Origin of the sequence: Marisediminitalea oceani (assembly GCF_003731635.1) — a bacterium.
Lineage (GTDB): Bacteria > Pseudomonadota > Gammaproteobacteria > Enterobacterales > Alteromonadaceae > Alteromonas > Alteromonas oceani.
This window is the reverse complement of the sequence record NZ_RCUA01000021.1, coordinates 74,583-100,072: the sequence shown is the minus strand read 5'-3', so window position 1 is coordinate 100,072 and position 25,490 is coordinate 74,583. Positions and strand designations below refer to the sequence as shown.

At 48.5% G+C, this 25,490-nt stretch carries 24 protein-coding genes; 7 read left to right on the top strand and 17 right to left on the bottom strand.

Annotation, left to right across the window (positions count from 1 at the left end; translation table 11 throughout):
• Positions 1–2: 2 nt before the first annotated feature.
• The 3 genes from D9T21_RS08265 to D9T21_RS08255 are packed head-to-tail and all read right to left on the bottom strand — an operon-like array spanning position 3 to position 2,273.
• Positions 3–1,127: a PilX N-terminal domain-containing pilus assembly protein gene (locus D9T21_RS08265; protein WP_123324542.1), complete on the bottom strand. Its 1,125-nt coding sequence runs from the start codon at positions 1,125–1,127 to the stop codon at positions 3–5.
• Complete coding sequence (locus D9T21_RS08260) at positions 1,117–1,746, bottom strand: prepilin-type N-terminal cleavage/methylation domain-containing protein (RefSeq protein WP_123324541.1); 630 nt, start codon at positions 1,744–1,746, stop codon at positions 1,117–1,119. The genes D9T21_RS08265 and D9T21_RS08260 overlap by 11 nt, the downstream gene beginning before the upstream one ends.
• Positions 1,740–2,273: a GspH/FimT family pseudopilin gene (locus tag D9T21_RS08255; protein WP_164464623.1), complete on the bottom strand. Its 534-nt coding sequence runs from the start codon at positions 2,271–2,273 to the stop codon at positions 1,740–1,742. Before D9T21_RS08255 ends, D9T21_RS08260 begins: the two co-directional genes overlap by 7 nt.
• A 157-nt stretch (positions 2,274–2,430) precedes the next feature.
• Here D9T21_RS08255 and D9T21_RS23115 point away from each other — a divergent pair, with 157 nt between their 5' ends.
• Positions 2,431–2,808 carry a type IV pilin protein gene (locus D9T21_RS23115; protein WP_123324596.1) on the top strand — a complete coding sequence of 126 codons (378 nt, stop codon included), beginning with the start codon at positions 2,431–2,433 and terminating at the stop codon, positions 2,806–2,808.
• A gap of 63 nt (positions 2,809–2,871) precedes the next feature.
• Here the strand turns inward: D9T21_RS23115 and ispH are convergent, their stop codons facing one another.
• From ispH to D9T21_RS08215, 7 genes are all read right to left on the bottom strand, one after another.
• Positions 2,872–3,816, bottom strand: coding sequence for a 4-hydroxy-3-methylbut-2-enyl diphosphate reductase (gene ispH / locus D9T21_RS08245; RefSeq protein WP_123324539.1), 945 nt, complete (start codon positions 3,814–3,816; stop codon positions 2,872–2,874).
• A gap of 19 nt (positions 3,817–3,835) precedes the next feature.
• Positions 3,836–4,285, bottom strand: coding sequence for an FKBP-type peptidyl-prolyl cis-trans isomerase (gene fkpB / locus D9T21_RS08240; protein ID WP_123324595.1), 450 nt, complete (start codon positions 4,283–4,285; stop codon positions 3,836–3,838).
• A gap of 22 nt (positions 4,286–4,307) precedes the next feature.
• Positions 4,308–4,817, bottom strand: a complete 510-nt coding sequence (gene lspA / locus D9T21_RS08235) for a signal peptidase II (RefSeq protein WP_123324538.1) — start codon at positions 4,815–4,817, stop codon at positions 4,308–4,310.
• A complete protein-coding gene (gene ileS, locus D9T21_RS08230) occupies positions 4,810–7,632 on the bottom strand; it encodes an isoleucine--tRNA ligase (RefSeq protein ID WP_123324537.1) in 2,823 nt (940 codons plus the stop codon). The genes lspA and ileS overlap by 8 nt, the downstream gene beginning before the upstream one ends.
• Positions 7,633–7,676: 44 nt before the next feature.
• Positions 7,677–8,621, bottom strand: a complete 945-nt coding sequence (ribF, locus tag D9T21_RS08225; protein ID WP_123324536.1) for a bifunctional riboflavin kinase/FAD synthetase — start codon at positions 8,619–8,621, stop codon at positions 7,677–7,679.
• Between the two features lie 80 nt (positions 8,622–8,701).
• Positions 8,702–10,261, bottom strand: a complete 1,560-nt coding sequence (murJ, locus tag D9T21_RS08220) for a murein biosynthesis integral membrane protein MurJ (RefSeq protein WP_123324535.1) — start codon at positions 10,259–10,261, stop codon at positions 8,702–8,704.
• Positions 10,262–10,366: 105 nt separating this feature from the next.
• Entirely contained in the window at positions 10,367–10,807 is a 441-nt protein-coding gene (locus D9T21_RS08215; RefSeq protein WP_123324534.1) for a CBS domain-containing protein, read from the bottom strand.
• A gap of 291 nt (positions 10,808–11,098) precedes the next feature.
• On the opposite strand from D9T21_RS08215, the gene rpsT reads away from it, so the two are divergent.
• The 6 genes from rpsT (at position 11,099) to D9T21_RS22700 (ending at position 16,315) form a co-directional block, all read left to right on the top strand.
• Positions 11,099–11,362 (top strand): 30S ribosomal protein S20, encoded by a 264-nt coding sequence (gene rpsT, locus D9T21_RS08210; RefSeq protein WP_105935667.1) that lies wholly within the window; start codon positions 11,099–11,101, stop codon positions 11,360–11,362.
• A 169-nt stretch (positions 11,363–11,531) separates the two neighbouring features.
• Positions 11,532–12,332, top strand: a complete 801-nt coding sequence (locus tag D9T21_RS08205) for a UDP-2,3-diacylglucosamine diphosphatase (RefSeq protein ID WP_123324594.1) — start codon at positions 11,532–11,534, stop codon at positions 12,330–12,332.
• A 100-nt stretch (positions 12,333–12,432) separates the two neighbouring features.
• Complete coding sequence (olsF, locus tag D9T21_RS08200; RefSeq protein WP_123324533.1) at positions 12,433–14,151, top strand: bifunctional ornithine lipid synthase OlsF; 1,719 nt, start codon at positions 12,433–12,435, stop codon at positions 14,149–14,151.
• 127 nt (positions 14,152–14,278) lie between these two features.
• On the top strand, positions 14,279–14,836 hold the full coding sequence (locus D9T21_RS08195) for a DUF5655 domain-containing protein (RefSeq protein WP_123324532.1): 558 nt from the start codon (positions 14,279–14,281) through the stop codon (positions 14,834–14,836).
• Between the two features lie 105 nt (positions 14,837–14,941).
• Complete coding sequence (locus D9T21_RS08190) at positions 14,942–16,051, top strand: acyltransferase family protein (protein ID WP_123324531.1); 1,110 nt, start codon at positions 14,942–14,944, stop codon at positions 16,049–16,051.
• 93 nt (positions 16,052–16,144) lie between these two features.
• Positions 16,145–16,315: a hypothetical protein gene (locus tag D9T21_RS22700; RefSeq protein ID WP_164464615.1), complete on the top strand. Its 171-nt coding sequence runs from the start codon at positions 16,145–16,147 to the stop codon at positions 16,313–16,315.
• 74 nt (positions 16,316–16,389) lie between these two features.
• Here the strand turns inward: D9T21_RS22700 and D9T21_RS08185 are convergent, their stop codons facing one another.
• The 7 genes from D9T21_RS08185 to D9T21_RS22850 form a co-directional block, all read right to left on the bottom strand.
• The gene (locus tag D9T21_RS08185; RefSeq protein ID WP_123324530.1) at positions 16,390–18,276 is read right to left on the bottom strand and encodes a SurA N-terminal domain-containing protein; all 1,887 of its coding nucleotides are present in this window, start codon (positions 18,274–18,276) and stop codon (positions 16,390–16,392) included.
• Positions 18,277–18,473: 197 nt separating this feature from the next.
• On the bottom strand, positions 18,474–18,746 hold the full coding sequence (gene hupB, locus D9T21_RS08180; protein WP_073323035.1) for a nucleoid-associated protein HU-beta: 273 nt from the start codon (positions 18,744–18,746) through the stop codon (positions 18,474–18,476).
• Between the two features lie 325 nt (positions 18,747–19,071).
• Positions 19,072–21,432, bottom strand: coding sequence for an endopeptidase La (gene lon, locus D9T21_RS08175; protein WP_123324529.1), 2,361 nt, complete (start codon positions 21,430–21,432; stop codon positions 19,072–19,074).
• Between the two features lie 163 nt (positions 21,433–21,595).
• Positions 21,596–22,873, bottom strand: a complete 1,278-nt coding sequence (clpX, locus tag D9T21_RS08170; RefSeq protein ID WP_123324528.1) for an ATP-dependent protease ATP-binding subunit ClpX — start codon at positions 22,871–22,873, stop codon at positions 21,596–21,598.
• A 62-nt stretch (positions 22,874–22,935) separates the two neighbouring features.
• Positions 22,936–23,565, bottom strand: coding sequence for an ATP-dependent Clp endopeptidase proteolytic subunit ClpP (gene clpP / locus D9T21_RS08165; RefSeq protein WP_123324527.1), 630 nt, complete (start codon positions 23,563–23,565; stop codon positions 22,936–22,938).
• 96 nt (positions 23,566–23,661) lie between these two features.
• Positions 23,662–24,966, bottom strand: coding sequence for a trigger factor (gene tig, locus D9T21_RS08160; protein WP_123324526.1), 1,305 nt, complete (start codon positions 24,964–24,966; stop codon positions 23,662–23,664).
• 272 nt (positions 24,967–25,238) lie between these two features.
• Positions 25,239–25,490, bottom strand: a 252-nt coding sequence (locus D9T21_RS22850; protein WP_206427247.1) for a hypothetical protein, incomplete at its 5' end; no start/stop codon positions are given.

The window sequence follows — 25,490 nt, the reverse complement described above, 5'->3', positions numbered from 1 at the left end:
TCCTAAAAGTCCCGCCAACTGCCGGGGACCCTGGCGACGCGCTGAAAGGCGTCATGTTGTTGTAACTGGTCCAGCACATCCGTGTCATAAACCGAATTATACGTCCCGTTGGCATGACCAACGGGATGATTGGATGCCACCACGCCATTAACCCGGGCACCACCAATCATATTTATTTCAAAATCCGCTACTGTGGTGGGTTTACGAAATGAGAACACCATGCCATTGATCTGGGCGCCACCGTTCATGGTCAGATCGCCATCGGTAACTATTAAGATAACCGGGTCCGCTGAGCTACCCACTATAGTGCCGGAGTTAATGTGACAGGTACCATCTACCCATATCAGGCCCATCGACGCTGCTCCCAGCGTTGCACAACTGTTTAACAGCTGATCGGCATCGGCACGTAATGAGGCCCATTCAGTTTCCGGTACGTTAAAAATATATTCCAGCAGGTCATCCGGAAAGTCGGGATCATTATCGAGGATATCGAGATCCTGGAATCCTTTTTCAGAATAAGGATCGCTACTGCAACTGCCATTAGTAAACTCTTGCAGGCCACAGGTAGTGCCACTACCATTATTCATATCCACATCCAGATCGGTCCAGATAGACAAAGGCACCCCCTCACCGCCACCATTAGGGTTGGCCACCACTTCAAAGTTACCTCCCACATCCAGACCACCGGCAACAATCAATGGCACATCAGGCGGGTTAGCGATAACCGAATATAGCAGCGCCTGCTCCTGCACTGCGACGGTAGACAAACCATCTGGTGAGGTGCCGTTTGATTGCAGGGTAATTAATCGCATGGTAGTGGACTCACGAGTGATCACCTGCCACACGCCCCCGACGGTATAGCTGCCCAGCCCTGGCAAGTTTTCGGTAAACTGAGCGCCATCCCAGCGTGGATTCTCGCTTAGTACGCCCAGCGCTTTCATCAGGCCAGCTTCGGCCGTATTAAAGGCAACTGCGCGGTTTTGCGTATTCAGCGTAATTTGATTTTCGAAGGACTTAACCCGGCCGGTATAAAGTGTTACCAGCGTAGCAAGCGTAAGCAGCAGAATAACCGCTGTAAGAATAACGGCGCCTCGTTGTTTGTGTGGTTGAAGACGTTTAGCTATCATAATTTCTCACTACCAATACCGTTCGGTACTCCCGGGAAAAACTGTCATTGCTTGCCAGTTCGCCATTCAGCACAACCGTGATTGATGTGGTGGTAATGCCATTATCCACCACCTGATTAATCGTAAAGCTTAAGGTCGTTACATCAATCACATCGGTGTCGGTTAAATCCTCCCAGCCCGTGTCGATGCATGCAGCGCCATTGCGCCTTATCTCAACTGTGCCGTCGCGCAGGCGATAACCAAAATTTTCATCCGGTGCTGCGTTATCCAGTACGCCGTTGTCGTTACTGTCATAAGCAAACACAATACAGCTGTTTGCGGCTTCCCCTGGAAATTCGCTCACCGAAATAGAACTGTTAAATGGCGACGGATTAGCTTCCGGATCGGTTACCATTGCCACGGTACTGCCAGAATACCCGGTCCGTCTTAAATCACTAATCACCAGAGAGTAAACGTTGCCCAGCTCTTCATTCAGCCGGGCGCTGTTGATGAGGTTGCCGTTAACGCCAATACCGTAACCCACCAGCGACGACACCGCCGCCAACGAGCCGATAGCCAGCACCATGGCAATCATGATTTCAATTAAGGTATAGCCAGACTGTCGCTTACCGTTTAACACGCCGGATAACTCCCAATATCACCTTTCACATTGCACATCGAAACACGCCCGGTGGCAGCAATATTCATTCTGACGCTATGGTTAGCTTCATCGCTAAACTCCACCAACGCGGCTCCCTGAGGAGCCATGCCACGCACGCCATCAAACACCACCTGGTTATTGGCATCGAAAGTAAGATTCTGCATCACGATTTGTTTAAAGTCTGCTGATCTGACGACCTGCTCACGGCCATCTACCGTACAGCTATTGACCACAGCACAATCACAGTTGGCGGTATCAGTTACCCCAACACACCATTTTGTCGACGTGACATCGGCATCAACCAGCATATCGGAGCTTTGCCTGATGGCGCTGCTTTTAGCCAGTTGCAGAAGGAAATAAGTATTCTCAACAGCGCCTTTTACCGCCATTTGCTTTTGTACAGAAACAACGGAAGGCGCCGTAACCGTTAGTACTACACTTATAATGGCGACAACGATTAACACTTCTATCAGTGACAACCCTTGTTGGTACCTCGGTGAATACATAACATACCTTTTAATAAAATTTATAACGTTACTTTTCAGATTATTGAGTAAACTAATAGCATAACAATCCGAACTCAGCGCCTTCTGACTCATGTTATTTTAGACCTGAAAGGTATGTCGCAGGGTATTTGATTCAATTAATGGGTATATGAGCACAATGCAAGCAATAAAAAATGTGAAAGGTTTTACACTAATAGAGCTGATGATTGCCGTTGTGATAATGGGTATTCTGGCTGCGATTGCTGTGCCGGCGTATCAGGGGCAGGTAAGGGAATCCAGACGGGGAGATGCTCAGACAGCACTGATGCAAATGCATATGAGCCAGGAAAACTACAGGCTGCAAAACATTACCTACGGCGCTGCAGCGGATATCGGAATTCCGGCTTCGGATTTTTACACTTTCAGTGTAAGTAACGTTAGTGCCACCACGTTTACGCTTACCGCCACGGCGAAAGGAAGTCAGACTAATGATACGGGTTGCACAACCCTGACACTCGACGAATCAATGAATCGCACACCAGCGAATTGCTGGTAACACGGTTTAAGGGGAATTGCTCGCAGACAAGATGCTGCTGCGAGCATAAGAAAAGGAGTTGTTTTAACTTACCTGTTTAACCCGCAGTTCTTTGGGAACGGCAAACTCAATGCTCTCTTCTCGACCGCTTCGTTCACTGGCTTTCACAGCTCCCCAGTCGAGTAAACGCTGGATGACCCGTTTAACCAGTATCTCAGGTGCTGACGCACCAGCAGTAACGCCGATATGCTCAACACCATCGAGCCATTCGCGCTGAATACAGTTTTCATCGGCTATCAGATGCGCCTGTGCCCCCATTTTGCCCGCCAGCTCGCGCAGACGATTTGAGTTAGAGCTGTTTTGCGCGCCCACTACCAGCAACACCTGGCAATCCTGAGCTAGCTCGCGTACAGCATCCTGGCGGTTTTGCGTGGCATAACAAATATCGTCTTTACGCGGCCCTTCAATGGCCGGGAAACGTTCACGCAAGGCGTCGATGACTTCTGCAGTATCATCTACCGACAAGGTCGTCTGACTGCAGTAATAAAGGGCATTGGGATTTTTCACTTCCAGCGTTTGTACATCGTCACTGGACTCAACCAGGTAGATGCCGCCTTCAGGATTATCATACTGTCCCATAGTGCCTTCAACTTCCGGATGCCCGGCATGACCAATCAAAATACATTCGGTGCCCCGGCGACTGGCGCGGGTGACTTCAAGGTGAACCTTGGTAACCAGCGGACAGGTGGCGTCGAATACTTTCAGGCCACGACGTTCAGCTTCTTTACGCACGGCCTGCGAGACGCCGTGGGCAGAAAAAATGACGATGTTATCGTCTGGTACTTCATCGAGCTCATCCACAAAAATAGCACCGCGCTCTTTCAGCCCATCTACCACAAACTTGTTATGCACCACTTCGTGGCGAACATAGATAGGTGGCTGAAAAATTTCCAGCGCCCGTTCAACAATGGTAATTGCGCGGTCTACACCTGCACAAAAGCCACGGGGATTAGCTAAATGAATTTGCATGGTACGCCCTTACTCAAGTCTAAGCGTTGATAACATCGATGATTTCAACATCAAAGATCACAGTTTGTCCAGCCAGCGGATGATTAAAATCCACCGTTACGGAGGTACCGGCGATGCTGCGAATGATCCCCGGCACTTCACTGCCATCGGGTTGGGCAAAGGCCATGATCATACCTTCTTCCAGGGTCATATCGGCGGCAAAACGGCTTTTATCCATGTGGTGCACGTTGTCCGGGTTAGGCTGACCAAAAGCGTCTTCAGGAGCCAGCTCAAAGGATTTTTTATCGCCAGCTGACAGCCCTAATAAACAGGCTTCAAAGTTCGGCGTTAAGCTGCCATCGCCCATTACCAGCTTGGCTGGCTTTTTATTTACCCGGGTACTGTCGGCGGCTGAACCGTCGGCCAGTTTAAGGTCAAAATGCATGATGACCTGGCTTTTATCGCCAATCACTTTTGATGTTTCGCTCACGGTCACTCTCTCTACGTTAAGGTTAGTTTGCGCTACTGGTTGATGTGTTGTCTTCTTTGCTGGTTAGCATGTCCCAGATAAGCAGGGCAGCGCCAATAAAGATAGCGCTGTCGGCCAGGTTAAATGCCGGCCAGTGCCAGTCATTTACGTAGAAATCCAGAAAATCGATGACATAACCGTGCACAATCCGGTCGTACACGTTACCCAGTGCGCCGCCCAGAATAAAACTAAAGGCTACCGGCAGCAGCTTTTGTTGTTTAGGCGTTTGCTTGAGCCACCACAGGATCACGCTACAAACGGCTACTGCAATGGCAGTAAAAAACCAGCGCTGCCAGCCGCCTGAGTCGTGCAGAAAGCTGAATGCAGCACCGTAATTATGCACATAAGTAAAGTTGAAAAACGGCGCCAGCTGGACTGACTCATACAATGCCATGCTGTCCATCACGGCGTACTTACTCCATAGATCCAGCACTACCGTGATAACGCTTATCCATAAAAAGCGCAGGCCGCTTTCGCTAATAAACTTAGGCATAGTGGCGCGTTTCTCCGTCACCATCCACGTTAGTTACGCAGCGGCCGCAAAGCTCAGGGTGTTCACTGTGAGAGCCTACATCGTCACGTACGTGCCAGCAACGCGCACACTTCTCACCGCTGCTTTTCGCTACGCTTACAAACAGCCCTTCCAGTTCGGTTGCGGTGGCATCCGCCGGTTTATCAGCCATTGCCGCCACTTCCACACCAGAGGTAAGCAATACGAAGCGCAGTTCGTCGGCCAGTAGCTCCAGTTGCTCCTTAAGCGTATCGTCGGCATACAGGGTTACAGAGGCTTCCAGTGAGCCACCCAGCAGCTGTGCTTTACGCGCCTGTTCCAGCGCCTGGTTAACTGCGTCTTTAACCACCATTACCTGTTTCCAGTAAGCGTCGTTAAAGGTGTCATCCTGACCAAAGTCATTAAAGCCCTGGTACCAGGTCTCGGTGAACACAAATTTCGCTCTGTCGCCTGGCAGTTCCTGCCAAATTTCCTGCGCCGTAAAGCTGGTGATTGGCGCCATCCAGCGTACCAGTGCCTCAACAATGTGATACAGCGCAGTCTGGCATGAACGACGTGCAACGCTGTCGGCTTTTGCGGTGTACTGGCGATCCTTGATGATATCCAGATAGAAACTGCCCAGCTCTATAGAGCAGAAGTGCGACAGTTTCTGGGATACCAGCAGCATGTCATATTTTTCGTAATCGGCGATGATTTCGGCCTGCAATTGCTTAGCCCGTGATACGACCCAGCGATCCAGTGCAACCATCTCGGCTTCTGGTACTGCATCAGTTTCAGGGTTAAAGCCATTGAGGTTAGCCAGTAAGAAGCGGGCAGTATTACGCAGACGACGATAGTTGTCGGCCGCGCGCTTAAGGATTTCATCAGATACCGCAATTTCACCACGGTAGTCTGTTGAAGCTACCCACAGGCGCAGAATATCGGCACCCAGCTTGTTGGTGACTTCCTGCGGCGCTACCACGTTACCCAGTGACTTGGACATTTTCTTGCCCTGAGCGTCAACCGTAAAGCCGTGGGTAAGAACCTGACGGTACGGCGCATGACCATGCATAGCGGTAGAGGTCATCAGTGACGACATAAACCAGCCGCGATGCTGATCGGACCCTTCCAGATATAAATCGGCTTTAGCCGGGATATCGTCACGGCAGTCCACCACGAAGAAGTGGGTAACACCAGAGTCAAACCAGACGTCTAGTGTATCGGTAACTTTATCGTACTGGTCGGCATCACTGCCTAACAGTGCAGCATCATCGATATCCCACCAGGCCTGAATGCCGGTTTTCTCAATTTCTGCCGCCACCTTTTCTATCAGGCTGGCCGTTTCCGGGTGTAACTCGCCGCTGACTTTGTGGATATACAACGGGATCGGCACACCCCAGGTACGCTGACGTGAAATACACCAGTCAGGACGGCCTTCTACCATCTTGGTAATGCGGTTTTCACCCCATTCCGGGATCCACTCAGTGCTGCGGATTTGTTCCAGTGACTGCTCGCGCAGACCCAGTTTGTCCATACTGATGAACCACTGTGGCGTGGCGCGGAAGATAATCGGCGTTTTGTGGCGCCAGCAATGGGGGTAGCTGTGTTCAAAGTTAACATTCAGCACCAGGTTGCCACTTTCAGCCAGGGTATCGATAATTGGCTGATTGGCTTTAAATACGTGCATACCGGCAAACAGTGGCGTGTTTTCAAGGTAAACACCGTTGTTACCTACCGGGTTATATACCTCGATATCATAGTGCTTACATACGTTAAAGTCGTCCACACCATGAGCTGGCGCGGTATGAACACAACCAGTACCCGCATCGGTAGTGACGTGATCACCCAATACGATTAATGATGTTTTATCGAGGAACGGATGCTGTAATTTAGCTTTATCCAGTGCCTGACCTAAACAGGTAGCCACGGTCTTGTATTCTTCAACGCCATAGCGCTGCATGCAGCTTTCTACCAGGTCAGTCGCCAGCATCAGCCACTGGGCATCGTCGCCAAATTCAACCAGTGAATATTCTAACTCCGGATGTAAGCTTACCGCCAGGTTGGCTGGTAAAGTCCATGGTGTGGTAGTCCAGATCACTACGCCGGCTTTATGCGCAGTCAGCTCATCGCTGCTCAGGCCAAACGCAGAGGCAAACGTATCAACATCTGCCAGCGGGAATTTAACGTCGATGGCCGGTGACATTTTGTCTTTGTATTCAACTTCGGCTTCGGCTAATGCTGAACCACAGTCGGTACACCAGTGAACCGGCTTAAAGCCTTTCTCCAGATGGCCGGCGTCGATGATTTTGCCCAGCGCGCGAACAATATTCGCCTCTGAATCAAAATCCATGGTTTTGTAGGGCTTCGCCCACTCACCCAGAATGCCCAGACGTTTAAAGTCTGTCATCTGACCGTCGATTTGCTTTTGCGCATAATCACGGCATTTCTGACGAAACTCTGCTGCAGTGACCTTCTTACCCGGCTTGCCGACTTTCTTTTCTACCATCAGTTCGATAGGCAGACCGTGGCAATCCCAACCAGGAACATAAGGCGCATCAAAATCAGCTAAGGTTTTGGACTTAACAATAATATCTTTGAGGATTTTGTTAACCGCGTGGCCAATGTGAATATTTCCGTTGGCGTAAGGAGGGCCGTCATGCAATACAAAAGGCGTTTTACCGGCTTTGGCCTGGCGAATCTGCTGATACAAGCCGTCTTTTTCCCAGCTTTTCAACATTTGTGGTTCGCGTTGCGCCAGGTTCCCTCGCATTGGGAAGGCGGTTTCCGGCAAATTCAATGTGGCTTTGTAATCACTCATAGCTATTGTTCTATCCGTCCACGTTATCGGGAGTTATCCCGGGTTCAGACCTGCACCAGGTCGTCGTTATTCGTTAAAATTTGTTTAGCTTTGGCAACATCGAGGGCTATTTGCTCGCGAAGTGCGTCAAGGCTGCTGAAGCGCTTTTCATCTCTGATTCTGGCCACCGGAACTACCGTAATGTGCTGACCATAAATGGAACCGGTAAAGTCAAAAATATGCACTTCCAGTTGCTTGCGCTGGCCGTTTACCGTGGGTCTTGAGCCTATATTGGCCACACCGGTGTAGAGCGTCCCGTCGATATTCAGTTTTACCGCGAACACGCCGGTAATGGGAGTCTGACAACGGTTAAGCAGCACATTGGCGGTAGGAAAACCTATCGTGCGCCCTTTTTTCTCGCCGTGGATCACCCGACCGGAGATAAAAAACGAACGGCCAAGCATAGTGTGAGCCAGGCTAAAATTCCCCTCGGCCAGTGCTTCGCGAACGGCAGTAGAGCTTATCCGGCAATCTTCCATGCGGTAACTTTGGGTGCTGACCACCTCAAAATCGAATTGCTGCCCGGCCTGTTCAAGTCGGGCAAAATCGCCCTGACGGCCTTTACCAAAGCGAAAATCATCGCCCACCACCAGAAATTTCACTCCCAGTTTGTCGACCAGCAGATGCTCTATAAATTCATCCGGCGACTGAGCAGCAAATTGAGCATTGAAACGTACGCACAGCAGGCGGTCTACCCCCTGCGCTTTAAGTAGCTGATATTTTTCGGCCAGCGGGCTGATTCGGGCAGGCGCCGTATCCGGCGTAAAAACTTCTTCCGGATGCGGTTCAAACACCATCACCGTGGCAGGCAAAGACAGCCTGCGGGCTTGTTCAATAACATTGGCCAGCACAGCCTGATGTCCCAGATGAACACCATCAAATTTTCCGATGGTCAGTACACAGCCGTGATGATGATCTTTTAAATTGTTAAGGCCCCGGATTAGCTCCACGTTTTACAGCAACCTTTTTGTTGAGATGAATATGCTACAAAGCCGGCGATTATAAACTACCCGGCCAGCAATACCAATCGCTAAAAGGCCTTGGATTTGAAATGACGCACGCGAATACCAAAACTAAACAGGCAACCACCAAACACGGCAACGGCCAGCAAAATGGTTAACGTGAGGGACACAATTTTGTCGCGCAAGACCAGTCCGGTAAAGTCGACGCCCTGCTGCATCCACAAAATGGCGGCGACCATGGCGCAGGTGGAAAACATTACGCGAGCCACAAACCCCAGAGTCAGGCGGCTCACAACATAGACTTTTTGCCGGCTTAAACCGATATACAACAAAGCGGCATTTAGCGTGGCTGACAAACTGGTGGCTATCGCCAGGCCAATATAACCATACGGAATAGCAAAAATCAGGTTAAACAGCATGTTGGCCGCCATACACCAGATCCCTATTTTCACCGGAGTTTTAGTATCCTGGCGCGAGTAATAGCCGGGAGCGAGCACCTTAACCAGCATAAAGCTCAGCAGGCCAAACGCATAGGCCATTAAACTGTACGAGGCCATACGCGCGGTTTCGGCCGTAAAAGCACCACGCTGAAATATCACCGAGAGTATGGGTTCTGCCAGAAATCCCAGGCCCGCGGCTGCCGGGATCCCCAGTAAGCTCACCATGCGTACCGCCCAGTCCATGTTGCCGGAAAACCCCAACTCATCCTTACCCACATGATTGCGCGACAGTGTAGGCAAGATGACGGTGGCAATGGCAATACCAAATAACCCCAGCGGAAACTCTAATAAACGGTCGGAATAGTACAACCAGCTTATCGACCCGGTTACCAGAAAGCTGGCGATAAACGTATCGAGCAGCAGGTTTATCTGCCCTACAGACACCCCAAATAACGCCGGGATCATCAGCGTTCTGACTTTTACCACGCCCGGATCGCGCCAGCCCCACTTAGGTTTAACTAATAAGCCGGCGCGAAACAGAAACGGTAGCTGAAAACCCAGCTGTACAATACCACCAATAAAGACGCCCCAGGCCAGCGCAAAAGCTGGCTCACTCATGGCTGGAGCAAGCAAATAAGCACAGGCAATAATACAAATGTTCAGCAGTACCGGTGTAAAGGCCGCCACCGCAAACTTATTGAGGGTATTTAAGATTGCGCCGGATAAGCCGGTCAGTGATATAAATGCAATATACGGAAAGGTGATTTTGAGCATGGCGCTGGCCAGCTCAAATTTTGCGCCGTCTGGTTTGTCATTAAGATAATCAATAAACCAGCCGGCACCGAACATGGCGGTAATCATCGGTGAAATGATCACGCCTATCAGCGCAGTCACAAATACTATTGCACCAAGAGTACCCGATACATGGGCGACAAACTGTTTGAGCTTTTGTTCGTCTTGTTCGGCATGGACTTCCGTTAATACCGGAATAAAGGCCTGGGCAAACGCTCCTTCGGCAAAGAGGCGACGCAGGAAGTTAGGGATCTTATTGGCAAAAAAGAATACATCCGCAGCGGCTTCTGCCCCCATCAGGCGGGCAATCACCACATCCCGGACTAACCCCAGCACCCGGGAAAGAAGTGTCATCGTACTGACAATCAGGCCTGACTTAATTAATTTCTTCGACACACACTTCCCTTTCGGTGCCCTGCTGACACCCCAATCGACTTTGTGCCGTTATTGTACCTTATGTAACCACAATGAAATCAATGAATAATTGTGGATAACAGGGATTTAGCTTTCTAATCGCTCCAGTTTATCAATCAGCATCATCGACAGGTTAACGAAATCCGTTGAGGTAACGATACCTATAACATGGTTGTCGTCGTCCACTACAGGTAAACAGCCGTGTTTATTGCGTAAAAAGAAAGGCGCGACCTCCTGGATAGTTTCCTCGGTTTTCACGGTATCAAAATCACACACTGCCACTTCCATGATATTGGTTTGCTTCTCATGCTGCTCCAGTGCCTCGTTACCGTACAGCACCATCAGACTCATGACTTTGGCTATCAGGCTTTTTTGCGTGACCACGCCAATTATTTTTTGCGTGTCTTTGTTTACCACGGGTAAATGACGAATGCCGCGATGACGGGTGATATAGTGGGCATCGTGTAAGGTATTCCCTTCATGCAATTGCATTACCGGGCAGGTCATAATATCGGCAACGGTTAACATTCACCTACTCCTGTTAGTTATTAGACGTCATTTCAGAGACTTACCGTTCTACTCTCGGTTTACTCCGATTACTGTAGACCATTATCGCCGGTTGTGCAGACAAGCTATTGACCTGCGTCAACGACCGATGTCAGCGAATATTTACTGGAGCCCGGGGGGCCTACTCAGGTATACTAAGCGCAATGCGGAAGAAAGTTACGTTTAGCTGCGATAAATTGTTTGACAATTAGCCGATAGCTAGGCACAATCCGCACCCTCGTTTTTGACATGAATTTTTTTGGGAGTTACACCTTGGCTAACATTAAGTCTGCTAAGAAACGTGCAATTCAAGCCGAAAAGCGTCGCCAGCATAATGCCAGCCGTCGCTCCATGACTCGTACAAGTATTAAAAAAGTAGTAGCGGCTATCGCCTCTGGTGATAAAGAAGGTGCCCAGGCTGCACTGTCTGCTGCAACTCCAATTCTTGACAGAATGGCTTCTAAAGGTTTGATTCACAAGAACAAAGCTGCACGTCATAAGAGCCGTCTGGCTGCGCAAATTAAAGCGCTGGGCTAATCGCCCACTGACGTTTAGTTTAAAAAAGCGCCTTCGGCGCTTTTTTTATGCCTGTCATTTAACCTTCAACAACTCGTCATCGAATAGTCAAAGCTCCGTCACCTAACTGTCAAGCCGCATCAGTAAAGTGCAAATCACTTTACCAGTTGCGATTGGCCGGGAAAATGTGATGGCAAAACTCCACTATAAAGCTGTATGGTTATCCGATATTCACCTTGGTAATAAAGACTGTAAGGCAGAATTCCTGCTTGAGTTTTTACATAGTATTTCGGTGGACACCTTATATCTGGTGGGCGACATCGTTGATATGTGGCAAATGGAAAAGCAGTTTCGGTGGCCGGATACTCACAATCAGGTCATGCACAAACTCATGCAAATGAGCAACAGTGGCACCCGCGTGGTGTATTTACCGGGCAACCACGATGCACCCATTCAAAAATACTCAGGCATGGCCTTTGGTGACATCGCTATTGAGCGTGAACTGGTGCATACCACAGCCAATGGTAAGCGCTATCTGGTGTTGCACGGTGATCAGTTTGATGCAGATGTCACACTGGGCAAATTCCACGCCTGGATAGGCGATAAAGGTTACGACTTACTGTTATTTTTAAATCGCTGGTATAACCGTTTCAGAGCTTGGCGTAACAATCACTACTGGTCGCTGGCCGGATACATTAAAAAGCACATCAAGGGCGCCAATAAAGCTATTGAACGCTACCGTGCAGCAGGTTGTCGCCACGCCGCAGAAAGAGGCCTCGATGGGATTATCTGTGGCCATATTCACCACCCTGAATCATTAATGGTAAATGGTATCCATTACATCAATGATGGCGACTGGATAGAGAACTGCTCGGCACTGGTAGAAGACAATAGTGGTGAGCTCTCACTGATTCACTTTAACGAATATCTCAAGCACTCCGGTAATGTGTCGGTACTGGCAGACTTTGTAAAAACCGGCAGAGCAGCCTGATACTGGCGGGCGTATCTGTAAAGGAACTGCAATACAACTGTGAGCATATCGTCACAATCGGTTGCTATCGTGTGGCGAAATAACCTGAAGTGTACTGAATATGTTTACTGTTGATGAATTGCTCAATGAGTACTATCCGCAGGTCGCCAAGCACAGCCTGCTAAGCAAACCCCTGCGCTTTGCACTGCGTCATTTGCTGCACGAAAGGGAAATCGCAGACTTCGGACGGACCTACCCTCACTACCACGACATCGATTTTGTCGAGCAGGTACTGGAATATTTTAATGTCAGCACCTCAGTGCGGGACACCGAACGGGAACGCATCCCCAGTGAGGGCCGCGTGGTGATCATTGCTAATCACCCGATTGGCTCCATTGATGGTCTGGCGTTAATCAAACTGATCTCCGAAATCCGCCGCGATTTAAAGGTAGTAGCCAACCAGATGCTAATGGCCATTGAGCCCCTGCGGGATATGCTGCTGCCGGTTAATAACATGCAGGGCGGCACCCGCAAAGAGCACCTTGCCGCCATTCATGAGCACCTGGCCGGCGACGGCGCAGTATTAATCTTTCCTGCCGGCGAAGTCTCCAGACTCAGACCTCAGGGTGTACGCGATACCCACTGGCACAGCGGCTTTTTGCGCATCGCCAAACAAGCCAAAGCGCCGATCCTGCCGATCTTTATTGATGCCAAGAACTCGCCGTTATTTTATGGTGTGTCCATGGTGTATAAACCACTGGCTACCGCGCTGCTGGTGAAGGAGATGTTTAAACAGCGGCGCAAATCACTACCAATGCGTATTGGTGAGCTGATCCCTTTTTCCAGTTACCAGTCACTGAGTATTTCAGTGCCCGATCAGGTAAAACTGTTTAAACGTCATTTATACCGTGTTGGTACTAACCGTAAGGGTATTTTTGCAACTCAGGCGGCCATTGCCATGCCTGAAGACCGCAAGGAGCTCTCCCGTGCTATACGCCAGTGTGAACACTTAGGCGAGACGTCTGATGGCAAGCATATCTATTTATATCTGCATCAGGGCAGCTCGGTGATCATGCGTGAAATTGGCAGACTGCGTGAAATTGCCTTTCGCGCTGTGGGTGAAGGCACCCTGCACCGTCGTGATATCGATAAGTACGATAATCACTATTATCACCTTATCCTGTGGGATGAAAACGATTTGGAAATTGTGGGTGCCTACCGGTTTGGTGATGCGCGAATTCTGAGTAAGCCCGACCATCCAACCGGGTTATACTCAGCCACCCTGTTTGATTACGCTCAACATAACCCGCAGCTGTTTGAACAGGGCCTGGAGCTTGGCCGCAGCTTTGTACAGCCTCGTTACTGGGGTAAGCGCAGTCTCGACTACCTTTGGTTCGGCATTGGCGCGTTTTTAACCCGCTACCCACATTATCGCTACCTGTTCGGACCGGTGAGTCTGAGCGATAATTACCCGCAGCCAGCCAAGCAGCTTATTGTGCAGTTTTATGCTACCCACTTTCCGGCCAGGTTTGGCGAGGCCGAGGCAAAGATCCCCTTTTCTCTGCCCACCGATACGCTGACTGAATTTAAAGGCGAGGACTACAAGAAAGAGTTCACCCAGCTTAAACATCTGCTGGCCAATATGGGAGTGAACGTACCCACCCTGTATAAGCAATATACCGAAGTCTGCGAGCACGACGGCGTAGCCTTCCTGGACTTCAACATCGACCCGGACTTCTGCGACTGTGTGGATGGCCTGGTGGTGGTTGACACCGACAAGTTATTACCAAAGAAACGCAAGCGTTATATTCAGTGCCATCAGCTCGATAAAACGGCTTAACTTATCTTCCTAAGGGCCAATGCTACTAGCAAAACCGTTGGCCCTTCCCTTCTGATATCTGGCATTACGCAAAAACCAACGGCCTTGCTATAGTAACCATTCAAGCCAACTTAGAGGGTTTAATAATATGGCAAGCATGGAGCAGGCTCAGGCAACGCAGATCCAGAACATTGAAACAGCTACCGGAAAATCACTCAGTGAATTAATTATGCTGGTGAATAGTAGCGGCCTGACCAAACACACCGATGTGGTAAAAATGCTCAAGGCCGATTTAGGGTTGGGCCATGGCAATGCCAACCTCATTGCGCACATGGCTAAACAGGCGGCAAACCCAGGCGACACTGAAACGCCGCCAATGGACCTCATCTATTCGGGTAACAAAGCGCACTTGCGTCCTATCCATGAAGCATTGCTGGAAGCGCTGAATACTCTTGGTTCTTTTAAAACCGCGCCCAAGAAAACTTACATCAGCTACCGCAGAAGTAAACAATTTGCCATGATTGGCCCTGCCACCAAAACGGCAGTGGAAATAGGCATAAACAGTCGCTCATTAAGTGAAAGCAGCAGGCTGGAGAAGCTGCCGCCAGGTAAAATGACGCCTTTCAGAGTGCGTATTACGACACCAGAGCAGATTGACGATGAGCTCATAAGCTGGTTAAACACAGCCTACCAGGAAGCAGAATAAATAAATATTTACAATTACTTACATACATCCAACGAATAAACAGCCGAAATTTAGATAGCATAGAGGTTTCAACCCTTTGACCTCTATATACAGGATCCGGTATTCATGGAAGTGACCCCTCAACGTTATGCAGAGCTCGACTGGCTTCGCGTGATACTGATTGTCGCGGTATTTATGCACCACGTGTTCATGCCGTTCAATGGCGATAACTGGCATATTATGAATAGCGAGTCGAGCAAGTTACTCGACGATATCATGGTTTATTTTGAGCAGCTTCGGTTACCGGTCTTGTTTTTGATAGCCGGTGCCGGCAGCGTGATTCTGCTCAACCGCATCAGCAGTAAGGCATTTTTGCTGAGCAAGTCAAAAAGGCTGTTACTGCCCCTATTGCTGGCAATGATGTTTATTACGCCCCCTCAGGCTTATTTTGAAGCCCCGGAGCAGTATGCTTCACTGCTCGACGCCTACCAACAGCGATTGCTGATATTCGATAACAAGCACCTGTGGTTTATAGAGTTCCTGATCATATTTATGCTCCTGGCGATCCCTTTAAATAAGGCTCTGGATACATCTCCCGGCCAATCGCTGCTAGAGACCTTTGAAAAGCTGTCGCATCGCCCATTTGGTCTTATGCTGTCTGGCGTGGTACTCGTATCTGTAAGGTGTTTTTTAAAACTCTATTATCCCGAACAGGACGGGGCGATTGAAAACCTGTCGGTGTCGGTTTTCTATCTGGTATTTTTTATCACGGGAATGCTGTTTATGTCCCGCCAGGCAATCTGGCAGTCTGTCGCCCGCCATCGTCGAGTTAATCTTTATGGGTTTATAGTCAGCAGCCTGGTGTTCTATATCTACTACCTGGGTGACTTCAGCTCTATTGGCTCACTTGCCGTCAGATGGCAAATCTGGTGGGCATTAACAGCGTTACTCTCCTGGGCAGGCATGCTGGTTTTGCTGGGTTATGCCGGACACTACCTGAATAACTCCCCGGCCTGGTTGCGCCAGGCTAACGAGTTAATCTACCCGTTTTATATTTTGCATCAGACGGTCATAGTGGTGCTTGCTTACTATATCGTTCAGTGGGATGCCGGTATTACGCTAAAATCATTGAGTGTACTGGTGTTGGCTTTTACCCTCACCGCCGGCCTGTGTTATTTTTTGATTCGGCCGACTACCTGGTTACGGCTTGCATTTGGCCTGAAGCAACGCGCCTGAATAGGTTAATCCTGGATTAGTGCTTGATATTATTGGTCCATCACGAAACACTTAACGTATCGATTTTAGGTTTGTTTAGCGGATAACATCATTATGCTAAAAATTATTGTCTTAATCCCTCTTATCCTGAGCGTCTTGTGGTTTGGGTATTTAAAGGCTAACAATTACAGTGTGGCTGACGGCAAACAGGGGTTTAAGTATATTCTGGTGATCTCTTCGGTCATCGCCGTCTTTTTCACCTTTATGTACTTTGTCACTCACTAACACCGGGTTTTCAGCTAAACATAAAAAGCAGGTCTGAGACCTGCTTTTTATGTTTATCTGAACAAGCGTAAGGTTTAGAGATTAACCGTTACATCAGCTGCTGAGCGTAATGAATCCACAAAACTCTGGTAGTTAGCCTGGCTGTAATTGGTCATCAGCTGCTGTTTAAGGCTGTCTAATTCTTCTTCACCCAGCGCTTCAGGCATGTTCACTGCCGTCAGGCGTACTACACCAACATCACCTGAACCCAGCTTAGCCACTTCGAGGTTGTTACCCTCTTCAGTACTCAGGGTAAACACGGTGTCTACCAGATTACGTGGTAGCTCGGTGCTGTTACGAGCAATGGCTTCTTTACTTTGCCATTCCAGGGTGACATCACCAATAGTCAGTTCAGGTGACTCGCCAGCCTGTACCTGCTCTACTACGTTGTCAGCCCACTCTGCTGCTGCTTCCTGCGCTTTACGGGCGCGCAGTTGCGCGAGAATTTGTGTTCTGACTTCATCCAGTGCCTGAGTACGCTGTGGCTCATGACCTACTACGCGGATGACTACTACTTTGTCATTGCTTAGCTCAATAACATCACTGTTCAGCCCTTCGGCAATAAAGTCCGGATCGAACATTTTGCTGGTTACGGCTGGGACATTAAGCGCCGCGGGTACCGCTGAAGCGGTGACTAAACCGGTTTCCTTAATTTTACCATTCACTGCACCAGCAACGTCTTCAAGGGTATCCGGCACTTCAAACGCCAGGTTAGCCATTTCTGATTGCAGAGCAAAGAATTCATCGGTAGCTTTGTCGGTAAGCAGTTGCGCTTCAATCTCGTCGCGTACTTCTGCCAGCGGAGTAGTTTCTACCGGCTTCATATCGGTGAGCTTGATAATGTGGTAACCAAATTCAGTTTCGATAACCTCAGAGGTTTCACCAACGTTACTGATAGCAAAAGCGGCTTCGTCGAACGACGGATCCATCATTCCGGCAGTAATAAAATCAAGGTCACCACCATTCTCAGCAGAAAACGTATCGGCAGAATTAGCTTCGGCCAGCTCGGCAAAATCGGCACCTTGCTCAACTTCGGCTAACAGTGACTCGGCTTTTTCTTTAGCCGCGCCTTTGTCATCACCAAACTCGATCAGGATGTGCGATACACGGCGCTCTTCAGTCGTTTTATACAACGCGATGTTGTCCTGGTATTCCTGCTCGATTTCCTCTTCGCTAACAGATACGTCAGCTTTGAGGTCTTCTACCGCCAGCGTTACATAGGCCAGGTTAACTTTTTCCTGGGTGTCAAAGCGCGAGATATTTTCGTCATAAAATGCCTGAACCTCTTCATCGCTCAGTTCAACTGATGCAGCAAAGGGCGCAGAATCTACAATCAGATAATCGGCATTACGCGTCTGGCCCTGCAAGCGATGGGCTAAGTTCACTTCTTCTGGCAAGCTGAAATCACTGGCCTGCACTGCACGAGACAGTTGCTCGCGGGTCATTTGCTGGCGCATATAATCGCGGAAGTCACTGGGCTGGAAACCATTTTGACGCAACAGCATTAAATAGCGTTCATTGTCGAAGCTACCTTCGGTCTGAAACTCAGGCATCGCAGTAATAGCATCACGGATTTGCTTATCTGATACCCGCATGCCCAGCTCTTTAGCTTTCTGTTCAATTAATGTGTCGGCAATCAGGCGATCCAGCACGTTCATGCGGAAATCACGCAGATAGTTTTCATCGCTGAATAAGGCGCTGATCCCTTCACCAAACTGCGCTTCCAAACGGGCACGTTGTGCCTGATAGGCGCGTTCAACATCCTGCTGGCTGATTGGCTCACCGTTAACTTCAGCGGCGGCAGAGCTGCCTGATGAAGACACATAGCTGCTAACCCCAGCAAATACAAAACTCAATACGATCAGGGCAATAATCGCCATCGCCCATGGGCCTTGAGAACCTTCTCTGATCCTTTCTAGCATGACTCGATTTTAACTCCGTTGCATTACAACTCTTCCAGCCGGTAGCTACCCGTAATACAGTCGGGGGCCGGCGGAACAAATAAGCGGGGATTATAGCTTAATACTTACCCCGATAGAATGCTGAAGAGGCATTCCTTTGCTTACAGCAATAAAAAAGGCGATGGTAAACCATCGCCTTTTCAAAAAATATCTAATGCTTAGTTACAAGCGTCTTTCAGTGCTTTACCAGCTTTGAAAGAAGGTACTTTAGCCGCAGCAATTTCGATAGTCTCACCAGTTTGAGGATTACGACCACTGCGTGCAGAGCGCTCTCTTACAGAGAAAGTGCCGAAACCAACCAGAGCTACCTGGTCGCCTTCTTTCAGCGCGTCTGTTACCGCGTCAGTGAAAGCATCCAGTGCACGGCCAGCGGCAGCTTTAGAAATATCTGCACCAGCAGCGATTTTGTCGATGAGTTGAGACTTGTTCACAATTAGATCCCCTTCGTTTGTTATTATGCTCTCGTCCGCAAAACAATAATCAGTTCATTGCTCAGACGTTATAGCAAGCTTGAAGATTAACATCAAGCTTCACTTTACAATTTTTTAACTTATTGTTGAATCGCTGCCATCCCTTTAGTGACAAGGCTTCAAGCGAATACAGCAGTTAAGGTAACACAACTTTTGGGACTTTGAAGCCCCTAAAGTTAAAAAAAACGGCTTTTGCCACACCATATGGATAAAAATTAACCAAAAGGTCCAATAAAACCGCTGCTACGCAGCATTGGCGCGCGCTTCAGCGGTGTTTACTGATGATTTATTCGCCGTCCAGTGCAACCGGTTTAAAACTTTCAACCGGTTCTTGCAACGCAATATCCAGAACCTCGTCAATCCACTGTACCGGATGAATGTCCAGATCTTGTTTTACGTTATCCGGAATTTCTTCCAAATCACGTTCGTTTTCCTTTGGAATCACAACGGTTTTGATGCCGCCACGGTGAGCCGCCAGAAGTTTTTCTTTTAAGCCGCCAATGGCCAGTACTTCACCACGCAGGGTGATTTCACCGGTCATCGCCACTTCACATTTCACCGGATTACCGGTTAACGACGATACCAGCGCAGTACACATAGCAATACCCGCACTCGGACCATCTTTAGGTGTCGCTCCTTCCGGCACGTGCACATGGATGTCGCGTTTCTCGTAGAAATCACTGTTGATACGCAATTTCTCTGCACGGGAACGCACCACGGTCATGGCGGCGTGAATGGACTCCTGCATTACATCACCTAATGAACCGGTAGAGGTCATTTTACCTTTACCCGGAACCGAAGTGGTTTCGATGGTTAACAGGTCGCCGCCAACCTGAGTCCAGGCAAGGCCTGTAACCTGGCCAATCTGATTGTTCTTGTCGGCTTTGCCGTAATCGAAGCGCTGCACGCCAAGGTAATCTTTCAGGTTGTTCTGGTTGACCACAACTTTCTTGGTGGCTTTGTTCAGCAGAATATCTTTTACCGCTTTACGGCATACCTTGGAAATTTCACGCTCAAGTGAGCGTACGCCTGCTTCGCGAGTGTAGTAACGAATCATGCCAATAATGGCAGAATCATCAATTTCCAATTCATTTTTCTTCAGGCCGTTTCTTTCCATTTGTTTACTAATCAAATGGCGCGTAGCAATATTCAGTTTTTCATCTTCGGTGTAACCGGACAGACGAATGACTTCCATCCGGTCCAGTAACGGCCCCGGAATATTCATGCTGTTTGATGTAGCAACAAACATCACGTCTGACAGGTCGTAATCCACTTCAAGATAATGGTCGCTGAAGCTGCTGTTTTGTTCCGGATCGAGCACTTCGAGCAGTGCAGAGGCCGGGTCGCCGCGCATGTCTGACGACATCTTGTCGATTTCATCAAGCAAGAACAGCGGATTCTTCACCTCAACCTTGGCCATTTTCTGAATCAGTTTACCGGGTAAAGAACCGATATAAGTACGACGGTGACCACGAATTTCAGCTTCATCACGCACGCCGCCGAGCGCCATGCGTACATATTTCCGTCCGGTTGCTTTAGCAATAGACTGGCCTAAAGAGGTTTTACCTACACCTGGTGGTCCCACCAGGCAAAGGATTGGACCTTTCAGTTTACGGACGCGTTGTTGAACGGCCAAATACTCAATAATCCGTTCTTTCACCTTTTCCAGACCATAATGGTCTGCATCCAGAATCTCATCTGCTTTAGCAAGGTTTTTCTTCACAGCCGAGCGCTTGTGCCATGGTACGCTGGTTAACCAATCAATATAACTGCGCACTACGGTAGCTTCCGCTGACATCGGTGACATCATTTTCAGCTTCTGAAGTTCAGCTTTCGCTTTTTCTTCTGCTTCAGCAGGCATTTTCGCTTCTTCAATTTTCTTGCTCAGCGCTTCAAACTCATCCGGCGCATCATCCAGCTCACCCAGTTCTTTCTGAATGGCTTTCATTTGCTCGTTGAGATAATACTCACGCTGGGACTTCTCCATTTGCTTTTTAACCCGGGTACGGATTTTCTTTTCAACCTGGAGTAGGTCAATCTCGCCTTCCATCAGTGCCATAAGATACTCAAGACGCTCGTTAACGCCTTTCATCTCCAGCACTTTCTGTTTTTCGACGAGCTTAAGCGGCATGTGCGCTGCCATGGTGTCGGCCAGACGAGCAGCATCGTCGATCCCATTTAATGAAGTGAGGACTTCAGGTGGAATCTTCTTATTTAGTTTCACATAGCCTTCGAATTGCGAAACCGCCGAACGTATCAACACTTCCTGTTCACTTTCAGGCAGGTCTTCGTCAGTGGTGCGGTTAATGCCCGCAATAAAATAAGGCTCAGTTTGGTTGTATTCTGCGATTTCGCCGCGCACATTACCTTCTACCAGTACTTTAACCGTACCGTCGGGTAGCTTAAGCAACTGCAGAATGGTGGCGATGGTGCCTACAGAATAAATATCATTGGTATCGGGTTCATCGATCCCTGCATCTTTTTGCGCAACCAGAAAGATCTGTTTGTCGCTGTCCATAGCCGCTTCCAGGCAACGAATGGATTTTTCTCGTCCAACAAATAAAGGTATGACCATATGGGGGTACACAACCACGTCCCGTAAGGCCAGTACAGGAATTTCAATGCGATTTACTCGCTCTGACGTCATACTTCTTCTCTAACTTTTTCTATTAATGAGTGTTTATATGGGGATAGGCAGACAAAGTTCAATCAGTCTGTCATTGTTTTACTAAATCTTATTCCAAGATAGCGCAAAACATTGAATAATTGATACAAAAAAGGCCCTTTAATTAGGGCCTTTTGCATTTTTCTTATTCACTTGCCGCTTTTTTATCAGCGTTGTCGTAAATCAGGATGGGTTTCGATTCTCCGCGGATGACCGTTTCATCGATAACCACCTTGGACACGTTGTCCATGGACGGTAGCTCGTACATGGTTTCAAGCAATACGGCTTCTACGATGGAACGCAGGCCTCGGGCACCGGTTTTACGCTGCATCGCTTTCTTTGCAATAGCAAACAGAGCGTCTTCGCGGAACTCCAGTTCAGTATCTTCGATTGCGAACAAAGCGCCATACTGTTTGGTGATGGCGTTCTTCGGTTCCTTCAGAATCTGAATCAGCGCTTCTTCGTTGAGCTCTTCCAGGCTGGTCACAACCGGTAAACGGCCGATAAACTCTGGGATCAGACCGTACTTCACCAGATCTTCCGGTTCTACCTGCTTGAACAGTTGCGACACTGCCTGTTTGTTCTCTTTGGATTTCACTTCTGCGCCAAAGCCCATACCACTGCCTTGCGCAGAACGTTGTTCAATGACCTTATCCAGACCAGCAAACGCGCCGCCACAGATAAACAGGATCTTAGAGGTATCTACCTGCAAAAACTCTTGCTGTGGGTGCTTACGTCCGCCCTGAGGAGGCACGGAGGCAACCGTACCTTCAATCAGTTTCAGCAGTGCCTGCTGCACACCTTCACCAGATACGTCGCGGGTGATGGACGGATTGTCAGACTTACGACTGATCTTGTCGATTTCATCGATGTACACAATACCGCGCTGGGCTTTCTCTACATCGTAATCGCATTTCTGTAACAGCTTCTGAATGATGTTTTCAACATCCTCACCCACATAACCGGCTTCGGTCAGAGTGGTGGCATCTGCCATAGTGAAAGGAACATCCAGCAGTCGTGCCAGGGTCTCTGCCAGTAACGTTTTACCGCTACCAGTAGGGCCAATCAGCAGTATATTACTCTTGCCCAGTTCTACACCATCATGCACATCGCCGTTACGCAGACGTTTATAGTGGTTGTATACCGCGACCGATAACACCTTTTTGGCGTGGTCCTGACCGATCACATAGTCATTCAGATGCTCGTGAATTTCCTGTGGTTTCGGTAACGCGTTTTGATTTTGCTTATTCGGTGAAATATCTTTAATTTCTTCGCGAATAATGTCATTACAAAGCTCAACACACTCATCACAAATGAATACAGAAGGACCTGCAATCAGTTTTCTGACCTCGTGCTGACTTTTGCCACAAAACGAGCAATACAGAAGTTTGTTATCGCTATCGCTGCCTTGTTTATCGCTCATAAATTCTTGCCTCTAGACTGCCCGGCAAACACAAAAACCAGTGCCGGGCTTATATAACTATACTACTTAGTGGCGGATGCGTCAGTTCGGTTTGTTAAAACCTGGTCTATTAAACCATACTCTTTGGCTTCACTTGCACTTAAGAAGTTGTCGCGATCGGTGTCGCGAGCCACGGTTTCGTAGTCTTGTCCGGTATGCTCAGCCATCAGTCGGTTGAGTTTTTCTTTGATGCTGAGGATTTCACGGGCATGGATTTCAAAATCAGATGCCTGACCCTGGAAACCGCCTAAAGGCTGGTGAATCATTACCCGCGCATTCGGCAGACAGTAACGTTTACCCTTAGCACCACCTGACAACAGGAACGCACCCATGCTTGCAGCCTGACCAACGCACACAGTGCTGACATCAGGTTTGATAAATTTCATGGTGTCGTAAATTGCCATACCCGCAGTAACAGAACCACCAGGAGAATTGATATAAAGGAAAATGTCTTTTTCCGGATTTTCAGCTTCCAGGAATAACATTTGTGCCACGATAAGGTTGGCCATGTGGTCCTCAACCTGACCCACCAGAAAAATGACGTTTTCTTTGAGCAGACGAGAATAGATATCGTAAGAACGCTCCCCTTTCGCGGTTTGTTCAACAACCATGGGGACCAGTGCATTCATTGGATCTAACGGGCTTTGCATTATGCGGTTACCTTAAGTACTTACAGAAATAAAAATGCTCGGACTAGACCGAGCATTTAAACAGTTGCGTGTAGGTTAAGTCAATCTGGGAGTGCAAAATTACCCCTGTTTGTTCATAACCTCGTCAAACGGCTTGTTCACTTCGGTGACTTTAGCCTGACCAACAACCCACTCGATCGCTTGTTCTTCGAGTGCAACATTTTGCATTTGTTGCATCAGTTCCTGATTATTTTTGTAGTAATCAACAACTTCTTGTGGATCTTCATACGCAGAAGCCATGGTTTCGATCAGGCTGTCTACTTTTTCCTGGTCAGCTTTCAGGTCGTTTTGCTTGATGATTTCACCCAGCAGCAGACCGATGCTTACGCGACGCTGTGCATTGTCTTTAAACAGATCAGCTGGCAGGTCTGGCAGGTTTTGACCACCGCCCTGTTGGCTGAAACGCTGTTTAGCCTGTTCACGCAGTGCGTTAACTTCCTGATCAACCAGTGCTGCTGGCAGGTCGAGTTCGTTTTTCTCAAGCAGCTTGGCAATCACTTCTTCTTTAAGCTGTGTCTTAAGCGTCTGGCCTAATTCACGCTCCATGTTCTTGCGTACTTCTGCTTTAAGTGCTTCAACGTCACCGTCTTCAATACCGAACAGTTTAGCAAACTCTTCATCTACCTTAGGCAGTGTCAGGCCTTCAACTTTCTTCACGTTAACGGTGAATTGAGCTTCTTTACCTTTCAGCGCTTCAGCGTGGTAATCTTCAGGGAAAGTTACGTCAACGATAACTTCTTCACCTTTCTTCGCACCAACCAGTGGCTTTTCAAAGCCTGGGATCATGCGATCTTTACCCAGTTCCAGCGTAAAGTCTTCTGCTTTACCGCCGTCAAACTCTTCACCGTCGATGGTACCTACGAAGTCGATAACCATGCGGTCATCTTTACGTGCTTTACGCTTAACTTCTTTCCACTCGCCGTGCTGCTTTTGCAGAGTTTCTAACATGTTATCCAGATCTTCATCGGCAATCTCAACAACTGTTTTTTCGATTTCGATGTCGTCTACGCCTTTTACTTCTACTTCTGGGTAGACTTCAAACTTGGCAACAAATTCCAGGTCTTCACCGTCCTGATCTTTAGTCAGTTCAAATGAAGGCATGCCAGCAGGATTGATTTTTTCCTGCACGATAGCCTGATAGAAGTTTTGTTGCATAACGTCGCCAGCCACTTCCTGACGAACCGCTTGTCCGTAACGTTTCTTGATTACGCTTACTGGTACTTTACCTGGACGGAAACCGTTAATACGCTGAGTTTTCGCTAATTGCTGTAAACGCGATTTAACGGCGTTATCTACTGACTCAGCAGGAACAGTAATAGTAAGACGGCGTTCTAAACCCTGAGTCGTCTCGACTGAAACTTGCATTGTATTACCTCAACTTTGCGCCTAATACGCTTTATTTTCCAGCCTCTCGCCCGCCACTGATAACAGTGATTAAAACTCAGGTAAGAGGTCGTTTCATCGCGCTATAATCTACGCGCTGCCTTAAAAAGACGCAGTAGTATACAGTTTGATAACATCAGAGTCGAGCACAAATCGGCGCTTTCTGTTTTCGCCCTGAATAGGCAGATATAATTGGTGATTTTCGGGCACTTAAAGGAAGCAAAGCGGAGGCAAGCAAGGCGCTTACAAGTGCTTTAACGTTGGTTAAATGAAAAATTTAGAGAGATGGTCGGTGAGACAGGATTGACTGCGGACTCCTGTCCTACGCCCTGCGGGCCAGCACTAAAGCGCTGTTGCACATTGTTCCCGACAATGTGCTGAACTGCTCCCCCTGACAAGGGGTCTGCGGCTTTCTTTGTATAAAATTTACTTGAATAGTAAAGAGAGATGGTCGGTGAGACAGGATTTGAACCTGCGACCCCTTGTACCCAAAACAAGTGCGCTAC

Bases quoted from the DNA above. Each gene is read 5' to 3' on its own strand.
- D9T21_RS08265 (WP_123324542.1), bottom strand. From the start codon at position 1,127: ATGATAGCTAAACGTCTTCAACCACACAAACAACGAGGCGCCGTTATT.
- D9T21_RS08255 (WP_164464623.1), bottom strand. From the start codon at position 2,273: ATGTATTCACCGAGGTACCAACAAGGGTTGTCACTGATAGAAGTGTTA.
- D9T21_RS23115 (WP_123324596.1), top strand. From the start codon at position 2,431: ATGCAAGCAATAAAAAATGTGAAAGGTTTTACACTAATAGAGCTGATG.
- ispH (WP_123324539.1), bottom strand. From the start codon at position 3,816: ATGCAAATTCATTTAGCTAATCCCCGTGGCTTTTGTGCAGGTGTAGAC.
- lspA (WP_123324538.1), bottom strand. From the start codon at position 4,817: ATGCCTAAGTTTATTAGCGAAAGCGGCCTGCGCTTTTTATGGATAAGC.
- ileS (WP_123324537.1), bottom strand. From the start codon at position 7,632: ATGAGTGATTACAAAGCCACATTGAATTTGCCGGAAACCGCCTTCCCA.
- D9T21_RS08215 (WP_123324534.1), bottom strand. From the start codon at position 10,807: ATGTTAACCGTTGCCGATATTATGACCTGCCCGGTAATGCAATTGCAT.
- D9T21_RS08205 (WP_123324594.1), top strand. From the start codon at position 11,532: ATGGCAAAACTCCACTATAAAGCTGTATGGTTATCCGATATTCACCTT.
- olsF (WP_123324533.1), top strand. From the start codon at position 12,433: ATGTTTACTGTTGATGAATTGCTCAATGAGTACTATCCGCAGGTCGCC.
- D9T21_RS08195 (WP_123324532.1), top strand. From the start codon at position 14,279: ATGGCAAGCATGGAGCAGGCTCAGGCAACGCAGATCCAGAACATTGAA.
- D9T21_RS08190 (WP_123324531.1), top strand. From the start codon at position 14,942: ATGGAAGTGACCCCTCAACGTTATGCAGAGCTCGACTGGCTTCGCGTG.
- D9T21_RS22700 (WP_164464615.1), top strand. From the start codon at position 16,145: ATGCTAAAAATTATTGTCTTAATCCCTCTTATCCTGAGCGTCTTGTGG.
- D9T21_RS08185 (WP_123324530.1), bottom strand. From the start codon at position 18,276: ATGCTAGAAAGGATCAGAGAAGGTTCTCAAGGCCCATGGGCGATGGCG.
- lon (WP_123324529.1), bottom strand. From the start codon at position 21,432: ATGACGTCAGAGCGAGTAAATCGCATTGAAATTCCTGTACTGGCCTTA.
- clpX (WP_123324528.1), bottom strand. From the start codon at position 22,873: ATGAGCGATAAACAAGGCAGCGATAGCGATAACAAACTTCTGTATTGC.
- tig (WP_123324526.1), bottom strand. From the start codon at position 24,966: ATGCAAGTTTCAGTCGAGACGACTCAGGGTTTAGAACGCCGTCTTACT.